The organism is Pseudotenacibaculum haliotis (genome assembly GCF_042684245.1).
In the GTDB taxonomy this organism is placed as follows: Bacteria; Bacteroidota; Bacteroidia; order Flavobacteriales; family Flavobacteriaceae; genus Polaribacter; species Polaribacter haliotis_A.
Genome location: NZ_JBHULH010000008.1, coordinates 39,510 through 59,823 on the forward strand (window position 1 = coordinate 39,510; position 20,314 = coordinate 59,823).

13 protein-coding genes are annotated in these 20,314 nt (G+C 35.7%); 7 read left to right on the forward strand and 6 right to left on the reverse strand.

Annotated features, from left to right (window positions below):
• Positions 1 to 4: 4 nt before the first annotated feature.
• Complete coding sequence (locus ACFSRZ_RS12030) at positions 5 to 742, reverse strand: tyrosine-protein phosphatase (RefSeq protein WP_379666816.1); 738 nt, start codon at positions 740 to 742, stop codon at positions 5 to 7.
• A gap of 124 nt (positions 743 to 866) precedes the next feature.
• On the opposite strand from ACFSRZ_RS12030, the gene ACFSRZ_RS12035 reads away from it, so the two are divergent.
• Entirely contained in the window at positions 867 to 1,718 is an 852-nt protein-coding gene (locus ACFSRZ_RS12035) for an N-acetylglucosamine kinase (protein ID WP_379666817.1), read from the forward strand.
• Here ACFSRZ_RS12035 and ACFSRZ_RS12040 read toward each other — a convergent pair.
• Both ACFSRZ_RS12040 and gldJ read right to left on the reverse strand, forming a co-directional pair.
• Positions 1,711 to 2,967, reverse strand: a complete 1,257-nt coding sequence (locus ACFSRZ_RS12040) for a UDP-N-acetylmuramoyl-tripeptide--D-alanyl-D-alanine ligase (protein ID WP_379666818.1) — start codon at positions 2,965 to 2,967, stop codon at positions 1,711 to 1,713. The genes ACFSRZ_RS12035 and ACFSRZ_RS12040 overlap by 8 nt on opposite strands.
• Before the next feature lie 67 nt (positions 2,968 to 3,034).
• Positions 3,035 to 4,711 carry a gliding motility lipoprotein GldJ gene (gene gldJ / locus ACFSRZ_RS12045; RefSeq protein ID WP_379666819.1) on the reverse strand — a complete coding sequence of 559 codons (1,677 nt, stop codon included), beginning with the start codon at positions 4,709 to 4,711 and terminating at the stop codon, positions 3,035 to 3,037.
• A 201-nt stretch (positions 4,712 to 4,912) separates the two neighbouring features.
• Between gldJ and porU the strand changes: the two genes are divergently transcribed.
• From porU to ACFSRZ_RS12075, 6 genes are all read left to right on the forward strand, one after another.
• Complete coding sequence (gene porU / locus ACFSRZ_RS12050) at positions 4,913 to 8,305, forward strand: type IX secretion system sortase PorU (protein WP_379666820.1); 3,393 nt, start codon at positions 4,913 to 4,915, stop codon at positions 8,303 to 8,305.
• A 39-nt stretch (positions 8,306 to 8,344) separates the two neighbouring features.
• Entirely contained in the window at positions 8,345 to 9,469 is a 1,125-nt protein-coding gene (gene porV, locus ACFSRZ_RS12055) for a type IX secretion system outer membrane channel protein PorV (RefSeq protein ID WP_379666821.1), read from the forward strand.
• 32 nt (positions 9,470 to 9,501) lie between these two features.
• Entirely contained in the window at positions 9,502 to 9,984 is a 483-nt protein-coding gene (cdd, locus tag ACFSRZ_RS12060; RefSeq protein ID WP_379666822.1) for a cytidine deaminase, read from the forward strand.
• Positions 9,985 to 10,161: 177 nt separating this feature from the next.
• A complete protein-coding gene (locus ACFSRZ_RS12065; RefSeq protein WP_379666823.1) occupies positions 10,162 to 11,232 on the forward strand; it encodes a 3-oxoacyl-ACP synthase III family protein in 1,071 nt (356 codons plus the stop codon).
• Positions 11,233 to 11,292: 60 nt separating this feature from the next.
• Complete coding sequence (guaA, locus tag ACFSRZ_RS12070) at positions 11,293 to 12,825, forward strand: glutamine-hydrolyzing GMP synthase (protein WP_379666824.1); 1,533 nt, start codon at positions 11,293 to 11,295, stop codon at positions 12,823 to 12,825.
• Between the two features lie 108 nt (positions 12,826 to 12,933).
• Entirely contained in the window at positions 12,934 to 14,496 is a 1,563-nt protein-coding gene (locus ACFSRZ_RS12075; RefSeq protein ID WP_449301480.1) for a LysM peptidoglycan-binding domain-containing protein, read from the forward strand.
• A 294-nt stretch (positions 14,497 to 14,790) separates the two neighbouring features.
• Here the strand turns inward: ACFSRZ_RS12075 and ACFSRZ_RS12080 are convergent, their stop codons facing one another.
• The 3 genes from ACFSRZ_RS12080 to ACFSRZ_RS12090 all read right to left on the reverse strand — a co-directional run bounded on the left by ACFSRZ_RS12080 (position 14,791) and on the right by ACFSRZ_RS12090 (position 20,210).
• Positions 14,791 to 15,306, reverse strand: coding sequence for a DUF2892 domain-containing protein (locus ACFSRZ_RS12080; RefSeq protein ID WP_379666825.1), 516 nt, complete (start codon positions 15,304 to 15,306; stop codon positions 14,791 to 14,793).
• A 35-nt stretch (positions 15,307 to 15,341) separates the two neighbouring features.
• Complete coding sequence (gene ccsA / locus ACFSRZ_RS12085; RefSeq protein WP_379666826.1) at positions 15,342 to 18,623, reverse strand: cytochrome c biogenesis protein CcsA; 3,282 nt, start codon at positions 18,621 to 18,623, stop codon at positions 15,342 to 15,344.
• Between the two features lie 141 nt (positions 18,624 to 18,764).
• Positions 18,765 to 20,210, reverse strand: coding sequence for an amidohydrolase (locus ACFSRZ_RS12090; RefSeq protein WP_379666827.1), 1,446 nt, complete (start codon positions 20,208 to 20,210; stop codon positions 18,765 to 18,767).
• Between the last annotated feature and the right edge of the window lie 104 nt (positions 20,211 to 20,314).

The window sequence follows — 20,314 nt, forward strand, 5'->3', positions numbered from 1 at the left end:
ATTTTTATAAGAACTTAGAATTGTTTTTCATTAACGATTCTAAGTTTTTTTTGTTCTTCTCTGTAGCTAAAGTCTTTAAGAGATTCAAATGGTTTGAATGATGTGTATCTGTACCCACAAAATCATACATGTTTAAATCCAATAATTTTTGACTAATCTTCTTAACATGAGGTCCGTATTGATCGGTAAGGGATAAAAAGTTAAGTTGAAATAAACAACCTGCCTTTTTCAATTTGTAATAACTGTCAAAGTTATTATGGTAGAAATTATAACGTTCAGGGTGAGCTAAAACGGGTTTATAGCCTTTTAACTGGATATCGAATAATACATCGTATAAATTCATTGGAGCGCTAAAGTAAGACATCTCTACTAAGAGGAAATCATCCTTTAAAGTTAAAAGGTCACCTGCATTAAGGAGTTCAATAAACTGCTCGTCCATCATGTATTCCGCTGCTGCAGAAAAATTAATATCTTCTAGACCCTCTTTTTTAAGTTCCTCTCTTACTTCTTCAACTTTCTGTAAGATAACCTTTGAAGAATTAGGGTATACGTCGCCCAAAACATGAGGCGTAGTAATAAAGTTTTTGATACCGTAAGAGTACATAGTTTTGATCAACTGAATGCTATGAGATAGATCTTTAGCACCATCATCTATCCCAGGAAGAAGGTGTGAATGTATGTCGACAAAACTATCAGTAAAAAACTCTGTGACCTGTATCTTTTTCTTTTTGACAAAAAACATATGGGAACTTTTGACAAAAATAAGGTTTTTAAAATTATTTTATGAGCGAAAACGTTTGAGTTTGTTGGGATTGTTGTACGAGAAGTTTTGTTATAATATATTTGGTTCCACAAAGAGAAATAGTATGATTTTAATTGCAGATGGTGGCTCTACAAAAGCTGATTGGATTGCGTTAGATAATAATAAGAAAGAACTTTTTAGAGTAAGAACTTTAGGATTAAACCCTGCGGTTGTTCCACAAGAAGAACTATCTAACAGAATTATAAACATGTTTCAGCTCATCAATAGTAAGGATAGAGTAGAAGAGATTCATTTTTATGGAGCCGGTTGTGGTACACCCAAACCTGTAGAGATTTTAAGAGGTGTGATGCAAGACATCTTTACAAATGCCAAAATTCATATCGCAGAAGACATGCTGGCTGCTGTTTATGCAGCTTCAGGGAAAAAGCCAGCCATAGTTTGTATTTTAGGTACAGGCTCTAATAGTTGCTATTTTGATGGAGAGGTTATGCATATGAAAGTAGCTTCTTTAGGGTACTCACTTATGGATGAAGCTAGCGGGAACTACTTTGGAAAGCAATTGATAAGGGATTACTATTACGAGAAAATGCCTAAGAGGATTGCTGAGGAGTTTGAAAAGCAATTCGATCTCGAAGCAGACACGATCAAATTCAACTTATACAGGCAACCGAATCCTAATATGTATTTAGCAAGCTTTGCAAAATTCATGTTTGAATTTAAAGAAGATAAATACATAAAGAAGACGATTAGAAAAGGTTTTAGAGAGTTCTTTAAATACAGAATACTTCCATTGGAAGCTAAGCATGATACGCCTATCTTTTTTATTGGATCAATAGCCTACTATTTTAGAGACATTTTAGAAAAGATCGCTAAGAAATACGAGTTGGAAATTACCGGTGTTATTCAAAGGCCTATAGACAACTTAATAGAGTACCACAAGGCTCATATTAATTGATCAGATCAAGCAGACGTTCTAAGGCCATTCCTCTGGAACCTTTGATCAAGATAAAACTGTCATGAATCGGATGATCGATCAAATGAGATTTTAAATCTTCAAAAGATTGATATTTTTCTGAAGCATTGGTTTCAAAATAGTGAGCTCCAACAAAGATAAAACGATCGATGTTCAATTTTGTTCCTTGATCAACAATACTCTGATGTTCACTATCAGCATCTACTCCCAACTCGAACATGTCTCCAAGAATAGCAACTTTTGAACTCGCGTCAACTTTACTAAAGTTCTCCAAAGCCAACAAAGTACTCGAAGGGTTTGCATTGTAGGCGTCTAACAATATCTTATTGCTGTTTTTCTCCACAATTTGAGAGCGATTGTTATTAGAAATATAACGTTCCAATGCCTTTTGTATATTTTCTTCAGAAATACCAAAATGCTCTCCAATAGAAATTGCAGCTAGTATGTTTGGGAGGTTGTATTCTCCAACCAAATGAGTTTGTATTGGAGTGTTCTTGTAAGAAATTTTAAGATATGGGTGGGTTGATACTACACTTAAGTGATCCGAGCTTAAAAATATTCTTTGCTGCCCTTCAGTCAATTCAACTTGCTTGTCGTCTTTAGGGTTTACAAATGCTGTTTTGTTGTCCTTTAACAAGTAACGATACAGCTCAGATTTTCCTTTAATAACTCCTTCAACACCTCCAAAACCTTCTAAATGTGCTTTTCCAAAATTTGTAATATAACCGTAATCAGGTTCAGCGATATCACATAGAAATTCAATCTCTTTTTGATGATTGGCTCCCATTTCAACAATACCAATTTCTGTTTCTTTGGTAAATGATAGCAAAGTCAGAGGAACACCAATATGATTGTTCAAATTTCCTAAGGTTGCTCCGGTATTGAACTGAGTTTTTAAAACAGAATGGATTAACTCTTTCGTAGTGGTTTTTCCATTACTTCCTGTTAGACCAACAATAGGAATGCCTAGCTCTTTACGGTGGTAGTTAGCCAATTCTTGTAGAGCCTTTAAACTATCCTCAACCAAAATGGTCTTTCCAGCTATCTCAAAATCTTTTTCATCAATAACACAATAGCTTGCTCCTTTTTCTAAGGCTTGTGAAGCAAACTTGTTTCCATTGAAATTTTCTCCTTTTAAAGCAAAGAAAATAGAACCTTTTCTGATTTTCCTTGTATCTGTATCTACAAGGTAGGTCTTTTGATAAAGTTGATAAAGATCTTGGATTTCCATTATTTAAAGATAAAAAAAACCTCATTGAGAAAAATTCAATGAGGCTTAATATTTTCAAAAATTAAAATTAATTTCTTGATGGGTTTCTTGCAGTTCTTTTCTTGTAACTTAATGCACCTACAATGTCCGAAGCACATCTGAAACCAATATAGTTGGTAGACATATACTCAGGAAGGTATCTTCTTTGAGCCGGATCTAACCAGTACTCTCTATCTTGCCATGATCCACCTTTATGAACTCTAGTCTTATCACTAATCAACGTACGACGTTTTTTAGTGTCATACTGATTTAACTTTCCTGTGATAGAATCTTTTTGATTGATAGGAGAGTTGTACATTCTAGGTTCTTTGTTAAACTGATCATCTTCTAGATCGTAGTGTCTACTTGAGTTCTTATCTCCATCATTTTTGTTCAAGTTAGAAGCAATTCTGTAATTTCTTCTCATGAATGCATCGTCTTTACTGATAGGAACATATTTGATCTCTCCAGGTAATTCTAATGGAACGATCTTACCATTTGGCAATGTGTCGTACTTGATTGTAGCATTAGCGCTCTCTCCAACTACAACTACTTGTCCTGTAGAGTCAATCAACTTCTTAGTAAAGATGTTTCCTCTAAAGTAATTAAAGTCGTTTGCTTCAGTATCAATAATAGGTCTATATACATCAGCTACCCATTCAGCAACGTTTCCGGACATGTCATACAATCCAAAAGCATTTGGTGGATAAGACTTCACTTTGATTGGAATATCAGATCCGTCATCACTCCATCCTGGTAATCCACTATAGTTACCTTGTCTTTGTTTGAAGTTTGCCAGCTGATCTCCTTTATATCTTGTAGAACGATCTCTAGTATACTTACCATTCCACGCATATTTCTTTCTACCTCTTACGTTGTTGTACTCTCTGTTTTCAACAACAGCTTTTGCAGCATATTCCCATTCTACTTCAGTAGGAAGTCTAAACTTTTGAGCTAAGATACCATCTTGAGCTGTTACCTGACGCCCGGTAAAAGAACCTCTTGGAGGTCTTGGTTGTCCTCTTTTTCTTGCTCTGTTATCAGGAAGTCCCCTCTTGTAAACAGTAGAGTCACCTTCAAATAATCTGTTAGGATCTTCTAAATAAAGGTCAGTATCAAAGAAGTTTCTTATAGAGTCGTTTTCTAAAACGTTGTTTAAAATTCCTCTATCAATTAATCTCTTCATGTTTACAGCACTTGTTCTCCACTTACAGTATTGAACAGCTTGTAACCAGCTTACCCCTACAACAGGATAATCTGCATAAGCAGGATGTCTTAAATAGTTTTCAGATAAAAGTTCTGTATTACCTAAACTACTTCTCCAAACCAAAGTATCCGGTAAAGCAGCGTTATAGATGTTTTTGTATTTTTCTTCTTCAGGTGGGAAAATATCTTTTGTTACTTGTAAGTATAAAAGATATTCTGAGTTGGTAACTTCTGCTTCATCCAAATAAAAAGAACGAACATGCATCTGTCTAGGAGTAGTATTCCAATCAAACATTACATCATCTTGTACTTGTCCCATAGTAAAAGTACCACCTTCAATAGCTACCATTCCATCAGGTATCTTCTGTCCTTGGAATGATGTCCCTTTGATATAATTACCATATTTTGGGTCATTAAAATTCCATCCGGTTAAAGAAGATTTACTTTTATTGGCTGAATTACAATTGTATAGTAGTAATGAGCTTAATAAAAGCAAGTTTATTCTAAATAAGTTTTTCATATCTTATTTCAAACATTAAGGGTTTTGTTTCAGCTTTGCAATTTACAACAAAATTGTATTCACGCAAGATGAATCGTAAATTTTTAGCCTCCTATTCATTTTCAACTATTACCTTAAACGTAGATGTTTTTGGTTTATTATTACATATCCTCTTTTCCTGTAAAATATATGAGTTTAATTTCCGTTATTTGAGGTATGATTATGATGAGGAAAACTACTGTAGTCGCTATATTTTTTCTTCTTACTAGCACGCTGTACGCACAAGTAACCAACTCAGTACTTGCTAACGGAAATTGGTATAAATTTTCTGTAGATACAACAGGTGTTTTTAGAATAGATAGATCGTTGCTTCAACAGATAGGGGTCTCTACTACAGGCTTAGATCCCAGAAAGATTCATATATACGGAAATGGAGGGAATCGACTTTCGGAATTGAACTCCGATTTCCGACACGAAGATCTACAAGAGAATGCCATTTATATAGAAGGAGAAGCCGATGGCTCTTTTGATGCAAACGACTTTATTTTATTCTATGCCCAAGGTCCTCATCATTGGGTTACAAATCCTGCATCAGGAACGGCAAGTCATCGACAAAACATTTATTCAGATAAAGCCTATTATTTTATTACTGTAGACGGAACAAACGGGAAGAGAGTTCAACCCTCAACACCTGTTACAGGAACTCCGGACATACAAGCAACCACATTCGATGATTTTGTTTTCTACGAGCAAGAAACAGTCAACCTTTTTGCTGCCGGAAGAAAATGGTTAGGAGAAGAATTTAGTATAGAGAATCAGCAGACTTTTGAAATTCCTTTTCCCAATGCAGTTGCCAATCAAGATGTATCTATAACCGTTAGAGCTGTAGGAGTTTCAGCATTGCCTACTAGTAATATGCGAGTATCAGTGAATTCTCAGGATTTGTATACACTTAGTTTTTTGGCAATCAACCCTAATAGCCTCATTCTAGCATCTGATCAGATACGAACAGGTACATTGATGAATTCATCATCAACTTTCAATATTACAATAGATTATAATAACGGAGGAAACCCAGCCGCAAGAGCCTATTTAGATTATATCGAAGTGGTAGGGAAAAAGAATTTGGTGGCAGATAATTTTCAATTTTCATTCAGAAGTTTTGACGCGGCTAATGCTACAGGAATTGTAGAATATCAAATTCAGAATGCACAAAACATTCTTCAATTATGGGATGTAACAGACCCTATCAATGTAGCATCCATAGAAAATGAATCTACAGGGAATTTCACCTTCAAAGCCAATGCAGGAGAACTTAGAGAATATGTAGTTCTTAACTCAGGAGACTTTTACACACCGGAAACGGTAGCAGGTTCAAGAGTCGAAAACCAAAACCTTCATGCTTTACAAGACATTAATTATTTATTAATCACCAATGAAGAACTGTCTTCACAAGCACAACGAATAGCAGATTATCACCAGCAAAATTCAGGGCTGACAACCCAAGTTGTTATCGTAGATGATATATACAATGAGTTTTCTTCCGGAGCTCCGGACATTACAGGAATCAGAGATTTTATCAAACATATATATGATAATAATACAACAGCCGACAAAAAATTAAGATACGTATGTTTCTTTGGTGATGGATCTTACGATTATAAAGATCGTATTACAGAAAACAACAATATAGTTCCTGTATACGAATCAGAGCAAAGCTACAGTTTGGCTTTCTCATATGTAACAGATGATTTTTTTGTTATGTTGGATGATAATGAAGGTTCTATGTCTCCAACCCATACTTTAGATGTTGCCACCGGAAGAATTCCGGTAAGCACATTGTCACAAGCAACACAGGTAGTTGACAAGATATTGAATTATTACGAGACAGATGGGTTGGGAGATTGGAGAAATGTAGTTACGTTGGTAGCTGATGATACAGATGAGCCAACAGACAATAGTATTCAGATTGGTGTAGAAAGAATTGCAGATGATATCAAAAACAACAAACCTGTCTTTAATGTAAATAAGATCTATGCAGATGCTTTTGTACAAGAGAATTCATCTGGAGGAGAACGATACCCTGATGTAAAAGAAGCCATTACCACAGCTATAGAAAGAGGAACTTTGGTGTTTGATTATTTTGGACATGGAGGGGAAGACGGATTTGCCTCAGAACGATTTTTAGATGTGCCTCAAGTGCAGGCTTTTCAGAACTCTAACACATTACCTCTTTTTATTACGGTAACCTGTGAATTTTCACGTTTTGATAACCCTAGCAGAATTACAGCAGGAGAGCTTACTTTTTGGAATACTAATGGAGGCGCTGCAAGTATGATTACTACAACCAGAGAGGTTTTTGTAAGTGTAGGGCAAAATTTTAATGAAGATTTAATCAGTATACTCTTAGAGTTTACTCCCAACAATTTTTCAATTGCAGAAGCTTTAACAGAAACGAAAAATGGATTCTCAAACTTTCAAAAATTCTTTATCTATTACTTTGGAGATCCTGCTAAAGAATTGGCAATTCCGGAACCCAATGTGAGAATTACCAGAATGAATGGCGTAGATGTAACTCAATCTTTAGACACATTAAAAGCTTTGTCAAAAGTAAGTTTTGAAGGAGTGGTTACAGACAATGCAAACAATACACTATCAGATTTCAACGGAACATTATCTACCACAGTTTTTGATAAGCCTATTGATAAATCTACATTAGATAATGATGGATTTAACAATGTAATGATCTTTGATTCTCAAGAAAGTAAACTATTTAGAGGTCAGGCAACCGTAGAAAATGGAGCTTTCAGTTTTGAATTTATAGTGCCAAGAGATATTAGAATAGCTTTCGGAAAAGGGAAGTTGAGTTTTTATGCAGAAAATCAAGTCTCGGACAGAGGAGGGTTTAATAATGATGTCATAGTAGGAGGAATCAATGAGAGCGCGCCGGAGGATACCACCGGGCCGGAGATTCAATTGTTTATGAATGACGAATCTTTTATTGATGGAGGAAATACAAATGTTTCGCCAAACCTCATTGCAAAACTGTCAGACATCAGTGGAATCAACACCTCAGTTACAGCTGTAGATCATGATATTGTGGCTATTTTAGACGGAGATGAGTCCAACCCAATCATTTTAAATGACTTTTATCAAACAGAATTGGATGATTTTACCAATGGGAAAGTTGTGTATCGTTTGCGAGACCTAAGTGTTGGTCCGCATACAATTAAACTAAAGGCTTGGGACACTTACAATAATTCATCAGAAGCAACAATTAACTTTGTAGTTGTAAGTGATGCAACGCTAACTTTGGATAATGTTTTGAATTATCCAAATCCATTTGTAAATTACACCGAATTTTGGTTCAACCATAATAAGCCGAACGAGTCCCTCGAAGTTCAGGTACAAATTTTCACTATTTCAGGAAAATTAATCAAAACAATCAATCAACAAGTGCTAACAACAGGTAATTTATCAAGAAGTATCGCTTGGAACGGTTTGGATGATTTTGGAAATAGAATAGGAAAAGGAGTATATGTATACAAACTAAAAGTAAAATCAACCGTAAGCAATATCTCAGCAGAGAAGTATGAAAAATTAGTCATACTATAATAAATGACGATATTTGCGTTTAAGAAGGAAACCAATCATATGAAAAAATTAGGATTATTATTTGTCGTTAGCTTGTTAAGTATCGGTGGAGCAGTAGCTCAAACCAATACATCACAAACAGGAGGGATTACAACAGCTACACCATTTTTATTGATCGTGCCCGATGCAAGAGCAGGAGCAATGGGAGATGTTGGAGTATCTACATCTGCAGATGCAAGCTCGTTGTTTCACAATCCGTCTAAAATTGCATTTAGTGGTAGAGAAGTACTTATTGGACTGAACTACTCTCCTTGGTTAAGAAATTTAACGGATGATATTTTTATCGGGAGTGCATCCTATATCAAAAGATTTAGCGAAAATGCAGCTTATGGAGTTGAATTTCGTTATTTCTCTTTAGGACAAGTAGATTTGACAGATAATCTTGGAAATCCAAACGGAACCATTAACCCTAATGAATTTGCAATTTCCGGAACATACGCCTTAAAACTAAGTGAAACATTCTCTATGGGAGTTAGTGGTCGTTACTTTAGATCTAACTTAGCTTTTACAGGAACCAACTCAACATTACAACCAATCAATTCATTTGCTGTAGATGTTTCAGGATATTATCAATCTCCTGAGGAAAACTACGGAACATTTAACGGACGCTATAGAATTGGATTCAATATTGCCAATATTGGACCTAAAGTATCTTATGTTCCTGGAGAAGAAGATTTCATTCCTACCAACTTAAAGTTTGGTGGAGGTTTCGATTTTATCTTGGATGATTATAATGTAGTAAGTGTAAATACTGAATTTACAAAGCTTTTAGTTCCTACTCCACAAGCTGACGGATCTGAGCAAGATGATGGATTTATTTCCGGAATCTTTGGTTCTTTTGGTGATGCACCGGGAGGATTTAGCGAGGAGTTAAAAGAAGTAACCTACGCTTTAGGAGCAGAATACTTATATAACAATGCTTTTGCTTTAAGAGCAGGATATTTTCACGAAAGCCCAGACAAAGGAAATAGACAGTTCTTTACCATTGGAGCAGGGTTCAAAACCAATGCGTTAAATGTAGATTTATCGTACTTGATCAACTCTTCAGATGTGAACAATCCTTTAGAGAATTCTCTTAGATTTTCACTATCCTTTGATTTAGGTGAAATTTACAACGATTATTAGTACCTTAGTTTTTTCAAAAGAACTTACTCTTGATGAAAAAAATTAATATTGCTGCATCTGGCTATCTCTATGATAGCATGGACGAACTTTCCGACTCCGATAAAAAACTGATGCAAGCCGCTATAGAAGCAACCAAAAGCTCTTATGCTCCCTATTCAAACTTTAATGTTGGAGCAGCGCTCTTGATGGAAGATGATACTGTAATTACCGGAAACAATCAGGAAAATGCAGCATACCCTTCAGGTATGTGTGCAGAACGTGTAGCTATCTGGAAAGCAGGATCAAGTTTCCCAAATAAAAAAGTAAAAAAAATAGCAATTTCTGCTATTTCTAATAATAAAACAGTAGATAAACCCGTAGGACCTTGTGGAGCTTGTAGGCAAACATTACTGGAATATGAAGTAAACCAAGAAGAGCCTATAGAAGTCCTGTTTATGGGAGAAATTGGTAAGGTGGTAAAGACAGAGTCTATTACCTCTTTATTGCCATTTTCATTTGATAGTTCCTACTTATAAATCAGTAATTATCATATTCGTAATTTTTTAGTTAAAAATTTAAATATCTCTAATTTTTATGATAGCTATTGAGAATATGATAAAAGTTGAAAAATATCCCTCTCAATTATAGGTAAAGCATACAAAAAAACGTTCATTTGATATGAACTAAGCTAACTAAAAAAAACGCAGGGAATCATGGTAAAATCAGTTATTACCGGAACAGGATCTTACATTCCGTCAATTAAAAAAGAGAATGATAAATTCTTAACGCATCGATTTTTAAATGCAGATGGAACCGAAATCCAAAATCCCAATGATATAATTATTGATAAGTTCAAGTCGATAACAGGAATTGAGGAGAGAAGATACGCAGATACCAAATTGAATGCTTCAGATATTGGATATTTAGCAGCTCAAAAAGCTATAGAAGATGCAGGGATTGATCCGGAAGAATTGGACTATATCATTTTGGCGCACAACTTCGGAGATGTAAAATCAGCAGCAATTCAAAGCGACATTTTACCAAGTTTAGCAACGCGTGTTAAGTATAGATTAGGTATAGAAAACCCTAACTGTGTTGCTTATGATATTTTATTTGGTTGCCCGGGATGGGTAGAAGGTGTCATTCAAGCTCAAGCGTTTATCAAATCAGGAATTGCAGAGAAAGTCTTGGTTATTGGCGCAGAAACTTTATCCAGAGTTTTAGACAAACACGATAGAGACTCAATGATCTATAGTGATGGTGCAGGAGCCTGTATTGTAGAAAAAGCAAATGGAGACTCAGAAGATTCAGGAATTTTAAGCCACGCCACACAAACCTTTACCAAAGACGAAGCTTATTATTTATTCTTCGGAAATTCTTACGATAAAAATGAACATCCTGATGTCCGTTATATCAAAATGCACGGTAGAAAAATCTATGAGTTTGCATTAAATAATGTTCCTAATGCGATGAAAACAGCATTGGAAAGAAGTGGAATTGATATTGACGAAGTAAAAAAAGTATTTATCCATCAAGCTAATGAGAAGATGGACGAGGCCATTATCAAGCGTTTCTTTAGGTTGTATAAGAAGCCAATCCCTGAGGGAATTATGCCAATGAGTATTCACAAATTAGGGAATAGTTCCGTAGCTACAGTGCCAACTTTATTGGATTTGGTCTTAAAGGGAAATATCAAAGATCAGGAGGTAAAAAAAGGAGATATTATCATTCTTGCCTCGGTAGGAGCAGGGATGAATATCAACGCAGTTGTATACCGATATTAAAGGTGTAAAATTTTCTCTTTTCAAAGCTTTCTAATCTAAATTGAAGTACTATTTTTGCACATGCAACAACACAACGTACTTATACTAGATTTCGGATCGCAATACACGCAGTTAATTGCGAGACGAGTGAGAGAATTGAATATCTATTGTGAGATCCATCCTTACAACAATCCTCCAGAGAATATCAACGATTTTAAAGCAGTTATTTTATCAGGAAGCCCTTTTTCTGTAAGAGCAGAAGATGCACCACATCCAGATCTTTCAGAGATTAGAGGAAAGCGTCCTTTATTAGCTGTTTGTTACGGAGCTCAATATTTAGCTCATTTTTCAGGAGGAGAAGTAGCACCATCCAATACAAGAGAGTACGGAAGGGCTAACTTATCGTTTATCAAAGAGGGAGAAGATTTCTTTGCTAATATTTCTGAAGGAAGCCAAGTTTGGATGAGTCATTCAGATACCATCAAGCAATTACCGGAAGGAGCAGTACATTTAGCAAGTACTTCCGATGTAGAAAATGCGGCGTACAGAATTGAAGGAGAAGACACCTATGCAATTCAATTCCATCCGGAAGTATATCACTCAACTGATGGAAAACAATTACTAGAGAATTTCTTGGTAAACATCGCCGGAATTGCTCAAGATTGGACATCAGACTCATTTGTAGATTCTACAGTACAAGAACTAAAAGAAAAATTAGGAGATGATAAAGTAGTACTTGGATTATCAGGAGGAGTAGATTCTACTGTTGCCGGAGTATTATTACATAAAGCCATTGGAAAAAACCTTCATTGTATTTTCGTAAACAACGGATTGTTACGAAAAAATGAGTTCGAAAGTGTACTCAAGCAATACGAAGGAATGGGATTAAACGTTAAAGGTGTAGATGCATCGGCACGTTTTTTGGATGCTTTAGCAGGAATTAGTGATCCAGAGCAAAAGAGAAAGACGATCGGAAGAGTCTTTATTGAGGTGTTTGATGATGAAGCAAATAAAATAGAAAATGCAAAGTGGCTGGCTCAAGGAACTATTTATCCGGATGTGATCGAATCGGTTTCTGTAAAAGGACCTTCAGCTACCATCAAGAGTCATCACAACGTAGGAGGATTACCGGATTTTATGAAGCTGAAAGTAGTAGAGCCTCTAAGAATGTTGTTTAAAGACGAAGTGAGAAGAGTAGGAGCTTCTATGGGGATTGACCCTGAGTTGTTAGGACGTCACCCATTCCCGGGACCTGGATTAGCAATTCGAATTTTGGGAGATATCACCTCAGAAAAAGTTCGTATTTTGCAAGAAGTGGATGCCATTTTCATCGATGGATTGAAAGAAAATGGATTGTACAATAAAGTTTGGCAAGCAGGAGCCATGCTATTACCGGTAAATTCGGTAGGAGTGATGGGAGACGAAAGAACTTACGAAAAAGTAGTTGCCTTAAGAGCTGTAGAAAGTACTGATGGTATGACTGCCGATTGGGTAAATTTGCCGTATGAGTTCTTGCAAAAAACGTCAAACCAGATCATTAATAAAGTAAAAGGAGTAAACAGAGTGGTATACGATATTAGTTCTAAGCCACCTGCTACAATTGAATGGGAATAATATATGAGAGGATTTAAATTATTAGTAATTCTATGTTTAATGGTTGTTGCCACATCCTGTGCGCAGCAGAGAAAATACGTGTCCTATACTGTTAAGAAAGGCGAAACAATGAAGACGATCGCCAAACGATTGGATATGAAAACCAGAGATTTGCTTCGTTTAAATCCCGATGTAGGTAGAAGGCCGAGCCCTGATACCGTCATTATTATTCCGAATAAGAATTTCAAAGAAGAAGATACAACTACCAACGATACAACGATAACCACTACAGAAGAGATTGATAGTACTGAAGTAGTGAAAAAAGAAGTTGATATTGATGAACTAAAGAAGAATTTTGTAGTCCATCAGGTAAAAAAAGGAGATACTTTCTATAATTTGACTCGCTTTTACAATGTTTCTGAAGAAGAGTTAAAAGAGTTGAACCCTGAGCTTTCTGAAGGTTTGAAATTAGAAATGTACATTAAGATCAAGCCTATTACAGATGAAGATGAGATCTTGATCTACCAAGATACCATTCAGGAAAATGCTTCAGTTCGATTGGCGATGCTTTTGCCTTTTAGAGCCATAGAGTATGATACCATTGAAGAGAAAGACATCTTTAAAACCAATACATTGGCTAATATTACTACCGATTTGTATTTAGGGGCTTCTATAGCTGTAGATTCTTTAAGAGGACAAGGTATTGATGTTGATATTTCACTGTTTGATACAGGAAGAAAAAACACCAAGATTGATTCTATTCTAAGAGTTACAGATTTTGATGAATACAATGCTATTATTGGGCCTTTATATTCTGATGAGGTGCCTAAAGTAGCAAACCGTACACGTATTCCGGTTGTGTTTCCTGTTTTTTCTAGAAACCAAGATAGATTCAGATCGTCGCGAGTAATCAAGACCTATGCTGATAAGGAAGTGCATCAAAAAGCATTGATTGATTATATACTGGAAAAGTATACGAATGAGAATATTTTGATCATTGGAGATAGCACAGCAGCTTCTATACGAAATAGCGATGCTATCAAAGCAACTTTGTTGCAGCATGACTCTATTCAGGAAGCAAAGATTCTTCATCCAAATACAGGCTATATCGCCAAACATTTCATCATCAATTCTCTGAAAGCAGAAGTTGGAAATTGGGTGATCTTAGCAACAGATCAGAGTGTGATTGCATCTGATGCGATCAATAGTTTGATTAGTTTGCCAACTGAAGAGGAAGAAGAAGAGGAAGACGATAAAAAGAAGAAAAAGAAGGATGATGAGCCGGAAATGCAAATCCTTCCAGAAGATACAGTCATTAGAATATTTGCTTGGGATAAAGCCAATAAGTTCAATCGTGTAGACAATAACAAACTGGCTAAATTAGGATTTACATATACAAGCGATATTCTTGTAGATGAGAACTCACCGGGAGTTCAAATGTTTAACAGGCAGTATTTGGAAAAGAATAACGCTTTACCGTCTTATTACGCAACCAAAGGTTTTGATATTGTTTATGATACGGCTATGCGATTGGCTTCAGGAGACAACTTAAAAGACACCTTTAAAAAAGGAACTTCTTATAGAGTAGAAAGCAAGTTTGAATATTCTAGAATGCTGTTTAGTACGTCTTCTAACGAAGGAATCTTTATCATTCAATACAACCCTGATTTAACATTAACAAGATTGAAGTAATATGATTCTTGGAATTGTATTCATTATAATTTCTATCATAGCCTTTTATCTAATTTATAAAACTGACTTAGAAGATACAGCTGTAGAAAGTGAGTCTTTTGGAAGATTGAAACTTTACGCAGGTATTATTATTACCTTTCTTATTGGAATAATTTCTGTACTAAGAGATGTAACATAAAAAAAACTCCTGATTTACTCAGGAGTTTTTTTATGATTGACTGTCATTACGAATGGAATGAACTAATCTATTTTATTTATGAGATTGCTTCGTTTATAAACTCGCAATAACAAAAATTAAATTCTTTTCATTTGTTGCTTCATCATCTGCATTTGCTCTTTTAACATTCCGTGTTTATCGAGCTTCTTTGCTTCTGCTAGTAAAGTAGTAGCTTCACGTTTACGTCTTTTGGTCATGGCAATTCCTGCCAATTGCAATTTAGCCATTGCTAAATCGTGGTTCATAGATAAACCTAAACGAATTGCTTTACGCAAATACTTTTCAGCTTGAGTGATGTTGGTTTGCGACATCATAATTCCGTGCAAGTAATTGTAGTAACCTTCTTGCTTTTTGGTCAAAGCCGCACTTGGATTTTTAATATATGAAAGCCATTTTTGAGCACCAGGAAAGTTTTGTCTTCTCAATTGTAAAAAGGCTAATAAAATAAACTCATTTTTAAAGTATAACAGTACAAACATTCCTGTAAGAAGTAAAATGGCAATACCATTTCCAATGTTTCCTTGCGAGAACTCATAAACAGACCAAGCAAAGGTTAATGCTGCTAATACTAACTTTATATTCTTATGAAACATATTCTTTTTTTAAGGAGTACAAAAGTACACTTTTCTTAACTTTTATAAAACTTTCTGTGTCGTAACCATGCTACAAATCCTAAAACTGCAACAAAAGCTACTGAGTAATACACTGAGCTTGGAGTAATCACTTGATCACCACTCGCATAAGAGTGTAAACCGGATAAGTAAAAGTTTACTCCAAAGTAAGTCATCATAATAGAACCAAAAGCAATAATAGACCAAAGGTTAAAAGTATACCTGCTTCTTAGCCCCGGAATCAACCTCATGTGCAATACAAAAGCATAGATCATAATAGAGATTAAGGCCCAAGTTTCTTTTGGATCCCATCCCCAATAGCGACCCCAACTTTCATTGGCCCACATTCCACCAAGGAAGTTACCAATGGTTAGCATAACCAATCCAACCGTTAAAGCCATTTCATTAATAGCAGTAATCTCTTTGATATTTAACTCAACACGTGCTTTATTGTCTTTATTGGTAAAGATGGTTAGCAATAAAGCTACAACACCTAAGATCATACCTAAGGCAAAAGGACCGTAACTAGCAACAATAATAGAAACGTGAACTAATAACCACCAAGAGTTTAATACCGGTTGTAAGTTGGCAATTTCAGGATCTAACCAGTTCTGATGTGCAAAGAACAAGAACATAGAGGTTAAAAACGCTGCTGCGGCAATCGTTAGAGAAGATTTTCTTCCAATGATAAACCCAAATAACATAACCGCAAAGGCCACGTAAATGATAGATTCATAAGCATTACTCCAAGGAGCATTTCCACTAATATACCATCTGGCTCCAAGCCCGGCAATATGAGCAACGAATAGCAAGATGATGGTTCCAATCAAGAACTTTACAATAATGCTAAGCCAGTTTTTAGGGAATACAATCTGTAAGACAAGCAGTATAGCAAGTATGATTGTCATGATAAGTCCCCATTTTCCTATGACACTTGAGAGATACAACCCGGCAAACACTACAGCGAGACCTCCTAAAATGTATTTAATGTTTTTCGATTTCTCTTCGTTGTACAAGATCTGAAAGATCACAAAGAAGAGCATGACAACACTGATCATTCCGTAATACTTGGAAAGCTTATTAAAAATAGAAAGTTTGTTGTAGCGAATCTCCATATCAATTTTTCCTTCATCAGGATATACTTCAGATCCGTATTTCTTTTGAAAGTTTTTTAACCCAACAAGCATTTTATCTGCTTCAGTATAATCGCCATTTTTCTTGGCTACTTGCAAGAGCTGTAAATAAACAGGAATAGCTTGTCTCACAAAAACAGAATCAACTCCCTTGAACGGTGCTCTTGAAGTTTCAGGCATAGAAACCCATGTATTGTTTTCATCATTAGGAATTGGGAAAATTCTAAAAATTCCACCTCCAATAGCACTGTACAATAAACCAACTCTGCGGTCTATTTTAATCAGGTCTTTTTCAAACTTATTTTTAACATTCTTCTTTTGCGCTTCAGCAACAGCATCACGAATTTTATATTCTCCTCTGGCAGTAATAAAATCAGATAATCTTGCATACTCTACATCTTTATCCAGACCTAGATCTTCTCGTATTTTGGTGTTCCCATCTTCCAAATAGATAAATGGAACATCAAACCAAAGCCTTGGATTTTCAATAATAGAAAGTAGTACCTGACTAGGTTCCATTCCTTTAAAATCTTCTTGATAGCTTACTTTTCTGATTAGCTCAGATGCAAACGTATGGGCAGGCTTCATTCTACCTCCCGCATCCTGAATAACAATTTTGTTGAAAGTCTCAGCGTGCTTTAGATCAATCATGTTGGCTTCCAAAATAGAATCGATCTGTTGATCGGTAGCTCTTGCAGGAGCGTGTGTATTATGATCTTGAGCAAAAGAAGAAGCTCCAACAAAGATTCCGAAGAACAGAACAAGAGCAGCCTTTTTCTTTTCGATCTTTTTCAGCATCTTTTTCAATTGATCAAAACGAGTTTTTGGAGCAAACAATAATGAGATCATACCAAAGTATAGTAGTGAATAACCGATATAGGTAATTAGAGTTCCCCAAAAATCATGATTTACTGAAAGGTGGGTTTGTTCTACAGGACCGGAAAGATCATAACTTGCTTGGAAGAATTTATATCCTTTGTGATCCAAGATATGGTTCATGTAAATTCTATAATCAAAAACTTCTTTTTGATCGGTTACTGTAATTTCACTGGCATACGCAGCGGCACTTTCAGAACCCGGATATTTTTCTAATTGGAAATCGTTTAACTTGATACTAAAAGGAGTTTCTAAGATCTTAGAACCGTATAGCAATCTAAAATTCAAACCATTTACACTCAATTGCTTTGAGTTTTGAGAGTTGTATTGTCCTCCGGCCAATTCTATCTGTTGTGTTTGCCCATCAACATTAACATCCAGTACAAGTACATCTAATTTCTTATCATCTCTCTTCTTACCTCGTACAGTTCTTATTTCTCCCTTTTTTACAGGCTCAGGAACAACAAAAGGTAATCCAGCAACATTGTATAGAGATCTTAACTGAAACTGTTGTACACTATCTTTAGCAACAGCTCCTTGTCTTTGATCTGCCATGCGCATCCAAGTACCATCTGTTTTTGATTTGATCTTTAGGTTTCCATTTTGTCTGAAAATATTTACAGAAGCATTTTCTCCCGGAGCTTCAAAACCAACCAAGATTCCATGAATATTTTGTAAAGTTCCTTTTTTGATATAGTGTTCATGACGAGAACCACTACTAGATTCTACAACAAATAAGAATTCAGAACCATTTTCATCTTCAACAAGTTTTTTTTCTGCCCAAGGGATATAATCTACTAAATCAATGGAAAACTCTTTACCTCTAAAATCATCTTCAATACTCCAACTATTCTTTCCTTTAGCAGAGAATAGTGTTTTTCTGTGAATGATCTTTTGCTCTTTATCGTTATCTACAACTAAATTTACATAGGTTGTTTCAGACAAGAACTTATTGGTTGTTTCTCCTTCATCAATCAACATCAAACCTTCATATCCTATATAACGAGTAATTCCTGCTCCAATAATTATAAATAGAAAAGCCAAGTGAAACATTAAAACCGGCCATTTCTCTTTCTTGGTCAATCGATACCTGAAAATGTTTCCAAAGAAATTGATGACAAAGAAAACCATAATGGCTTCAAACCACCGAGTGTTATAAACCAGTGCTTTGGCTGTTTGAGTACCGTAGTCATTTTCAATAAAAGTGGCTATTCCCATAGCTGTTGCAAAAACAATAAAAAGGATAGCCATTAAACGTGTAGAGTAAAGAATATTGAAGAGTTTTTTCATCCCAAAGAGGCTTTAAAAAAAGATTATGCAAATTTACGCATTAAACGCCAAAATAAAGACGCTTTTCTATCTTTTTAGACGCAAAATCTCCCTTTTAGATGTAAAAATTCCCTACAAATTTTACAATGCAGGGAATTGAGCTTATTTCTTCTTATTAGGTATTGGTGGTGGACCTTCAGGAATAATGGCCTTGTACACTTCTTTTCCCTTGCGTTCTTTGTATTCTGCCTTTACTTTCTCTACAAGTTTTGGGTTTTCAAATAAGTCTAACATGGTCATAGACATTGCTTTGGATGCATATACCATTCCTTTATGCCCAATACTCATTCCTCCACAAGCCACCACAGCCCAGGAGTGCCAAGGAGTATCTTTAGGCGCAGTTGTTACTCGTAAATTAATATTAGCTACATTCCAACTAACATCACCTACATCTGTAGATCCGCCTCCCGGATTTTCTTTTGTTTCTTCCAGTGGGTTGATATCGGCATCCATTCCTACTTGTGGCTTTTTTGTTACTTCCTGTATCTTTTTTCCAAAAGCTACTTCTTCATCAGTATAAGTAATAGGTCCTAGGAGTTCTAGATTCTCTTGCATGATCTTTCCGCCTTCACGATTTACCAAAACTTCATAGATTCCCGATATCAACGATACCTTGTAATCCACATTTGCAAGAATAGCAGCTCCTTTCGCCATTTCCTTCACACGCTCATATACCGGAAGCATTCCGGAACGCTTGCTGTCTCGTACACGAACCCATATTCTTGAATAATCCGGAACTACATTTACTACCTGACCACCATCTTGAATATGATAATGCATACGAACACTAGGTCTAACATGTTCTCTGTAATAATTGATTCCGGAAGCATAGAGTTCTAAAGCATCGGAAGCACTGCGTCCGTTCCAAGGATCTCCGGCAGCATGAGCAGCTTGTCCAAAAAATTCTACTTTAAAATCTACCAATGCCAAAGAGCTTTGTACATCTGATTCTGTTTTTGCTGAAGGATGCCAGCTGATATTTACATCTACATCATCCCATAAACCGGCATTTACCATCCATATTTTTCCAAAGAACTTCTCTTCAGAAGGAGTTCCAAAGAATTTTACAGTTCCTTTAATTTTTCCCGCTTCAATTAATTCTTTTATAGCAATGGCTGCTCCAAGGCTTCCTGCACCAAATAGATTATGACCGCAACCATGACCGGCTCCGCCATCTACCAATGGAGATTTTGTAGGTTGTGCTTTTTGTGAGATTCCGGGTAAGGCGTCAAATTCACCCAATACACTGATAACTGGAGAGCCTGAACCATAGGTAGCAACAAATGCTGTAGGCATTTCGGCTACACCGCGTTCGACTTTAAATCCTTGTTTTTCGGCGTAACTGGCCAAAATTTCAGCAGAATTGGTTTCTTCAAATGCAGTTTCTGCCAAACGCCAAATCTCATCACTAATTCTAATGAGTTCTTTTTTGTGTTTTTCTACCGAAGCGATTAAAGCTTTTTTATTTTTTGAAAGTTTTTTCTTTTGACCAAAGGTGAGGCCAAAACTCAACAAGAAAGTTAGAGCTAAAAGTGTAGTTTTTTTCATGGTTGGAAATGTTTTCTTAAAAGTAAGAAATTCTGAGAAAGAGGAGTTTAATTCGTAAATCTCTGTTAAATCTTTGATAGGAAGGTTGAAATTGCATAAAACGT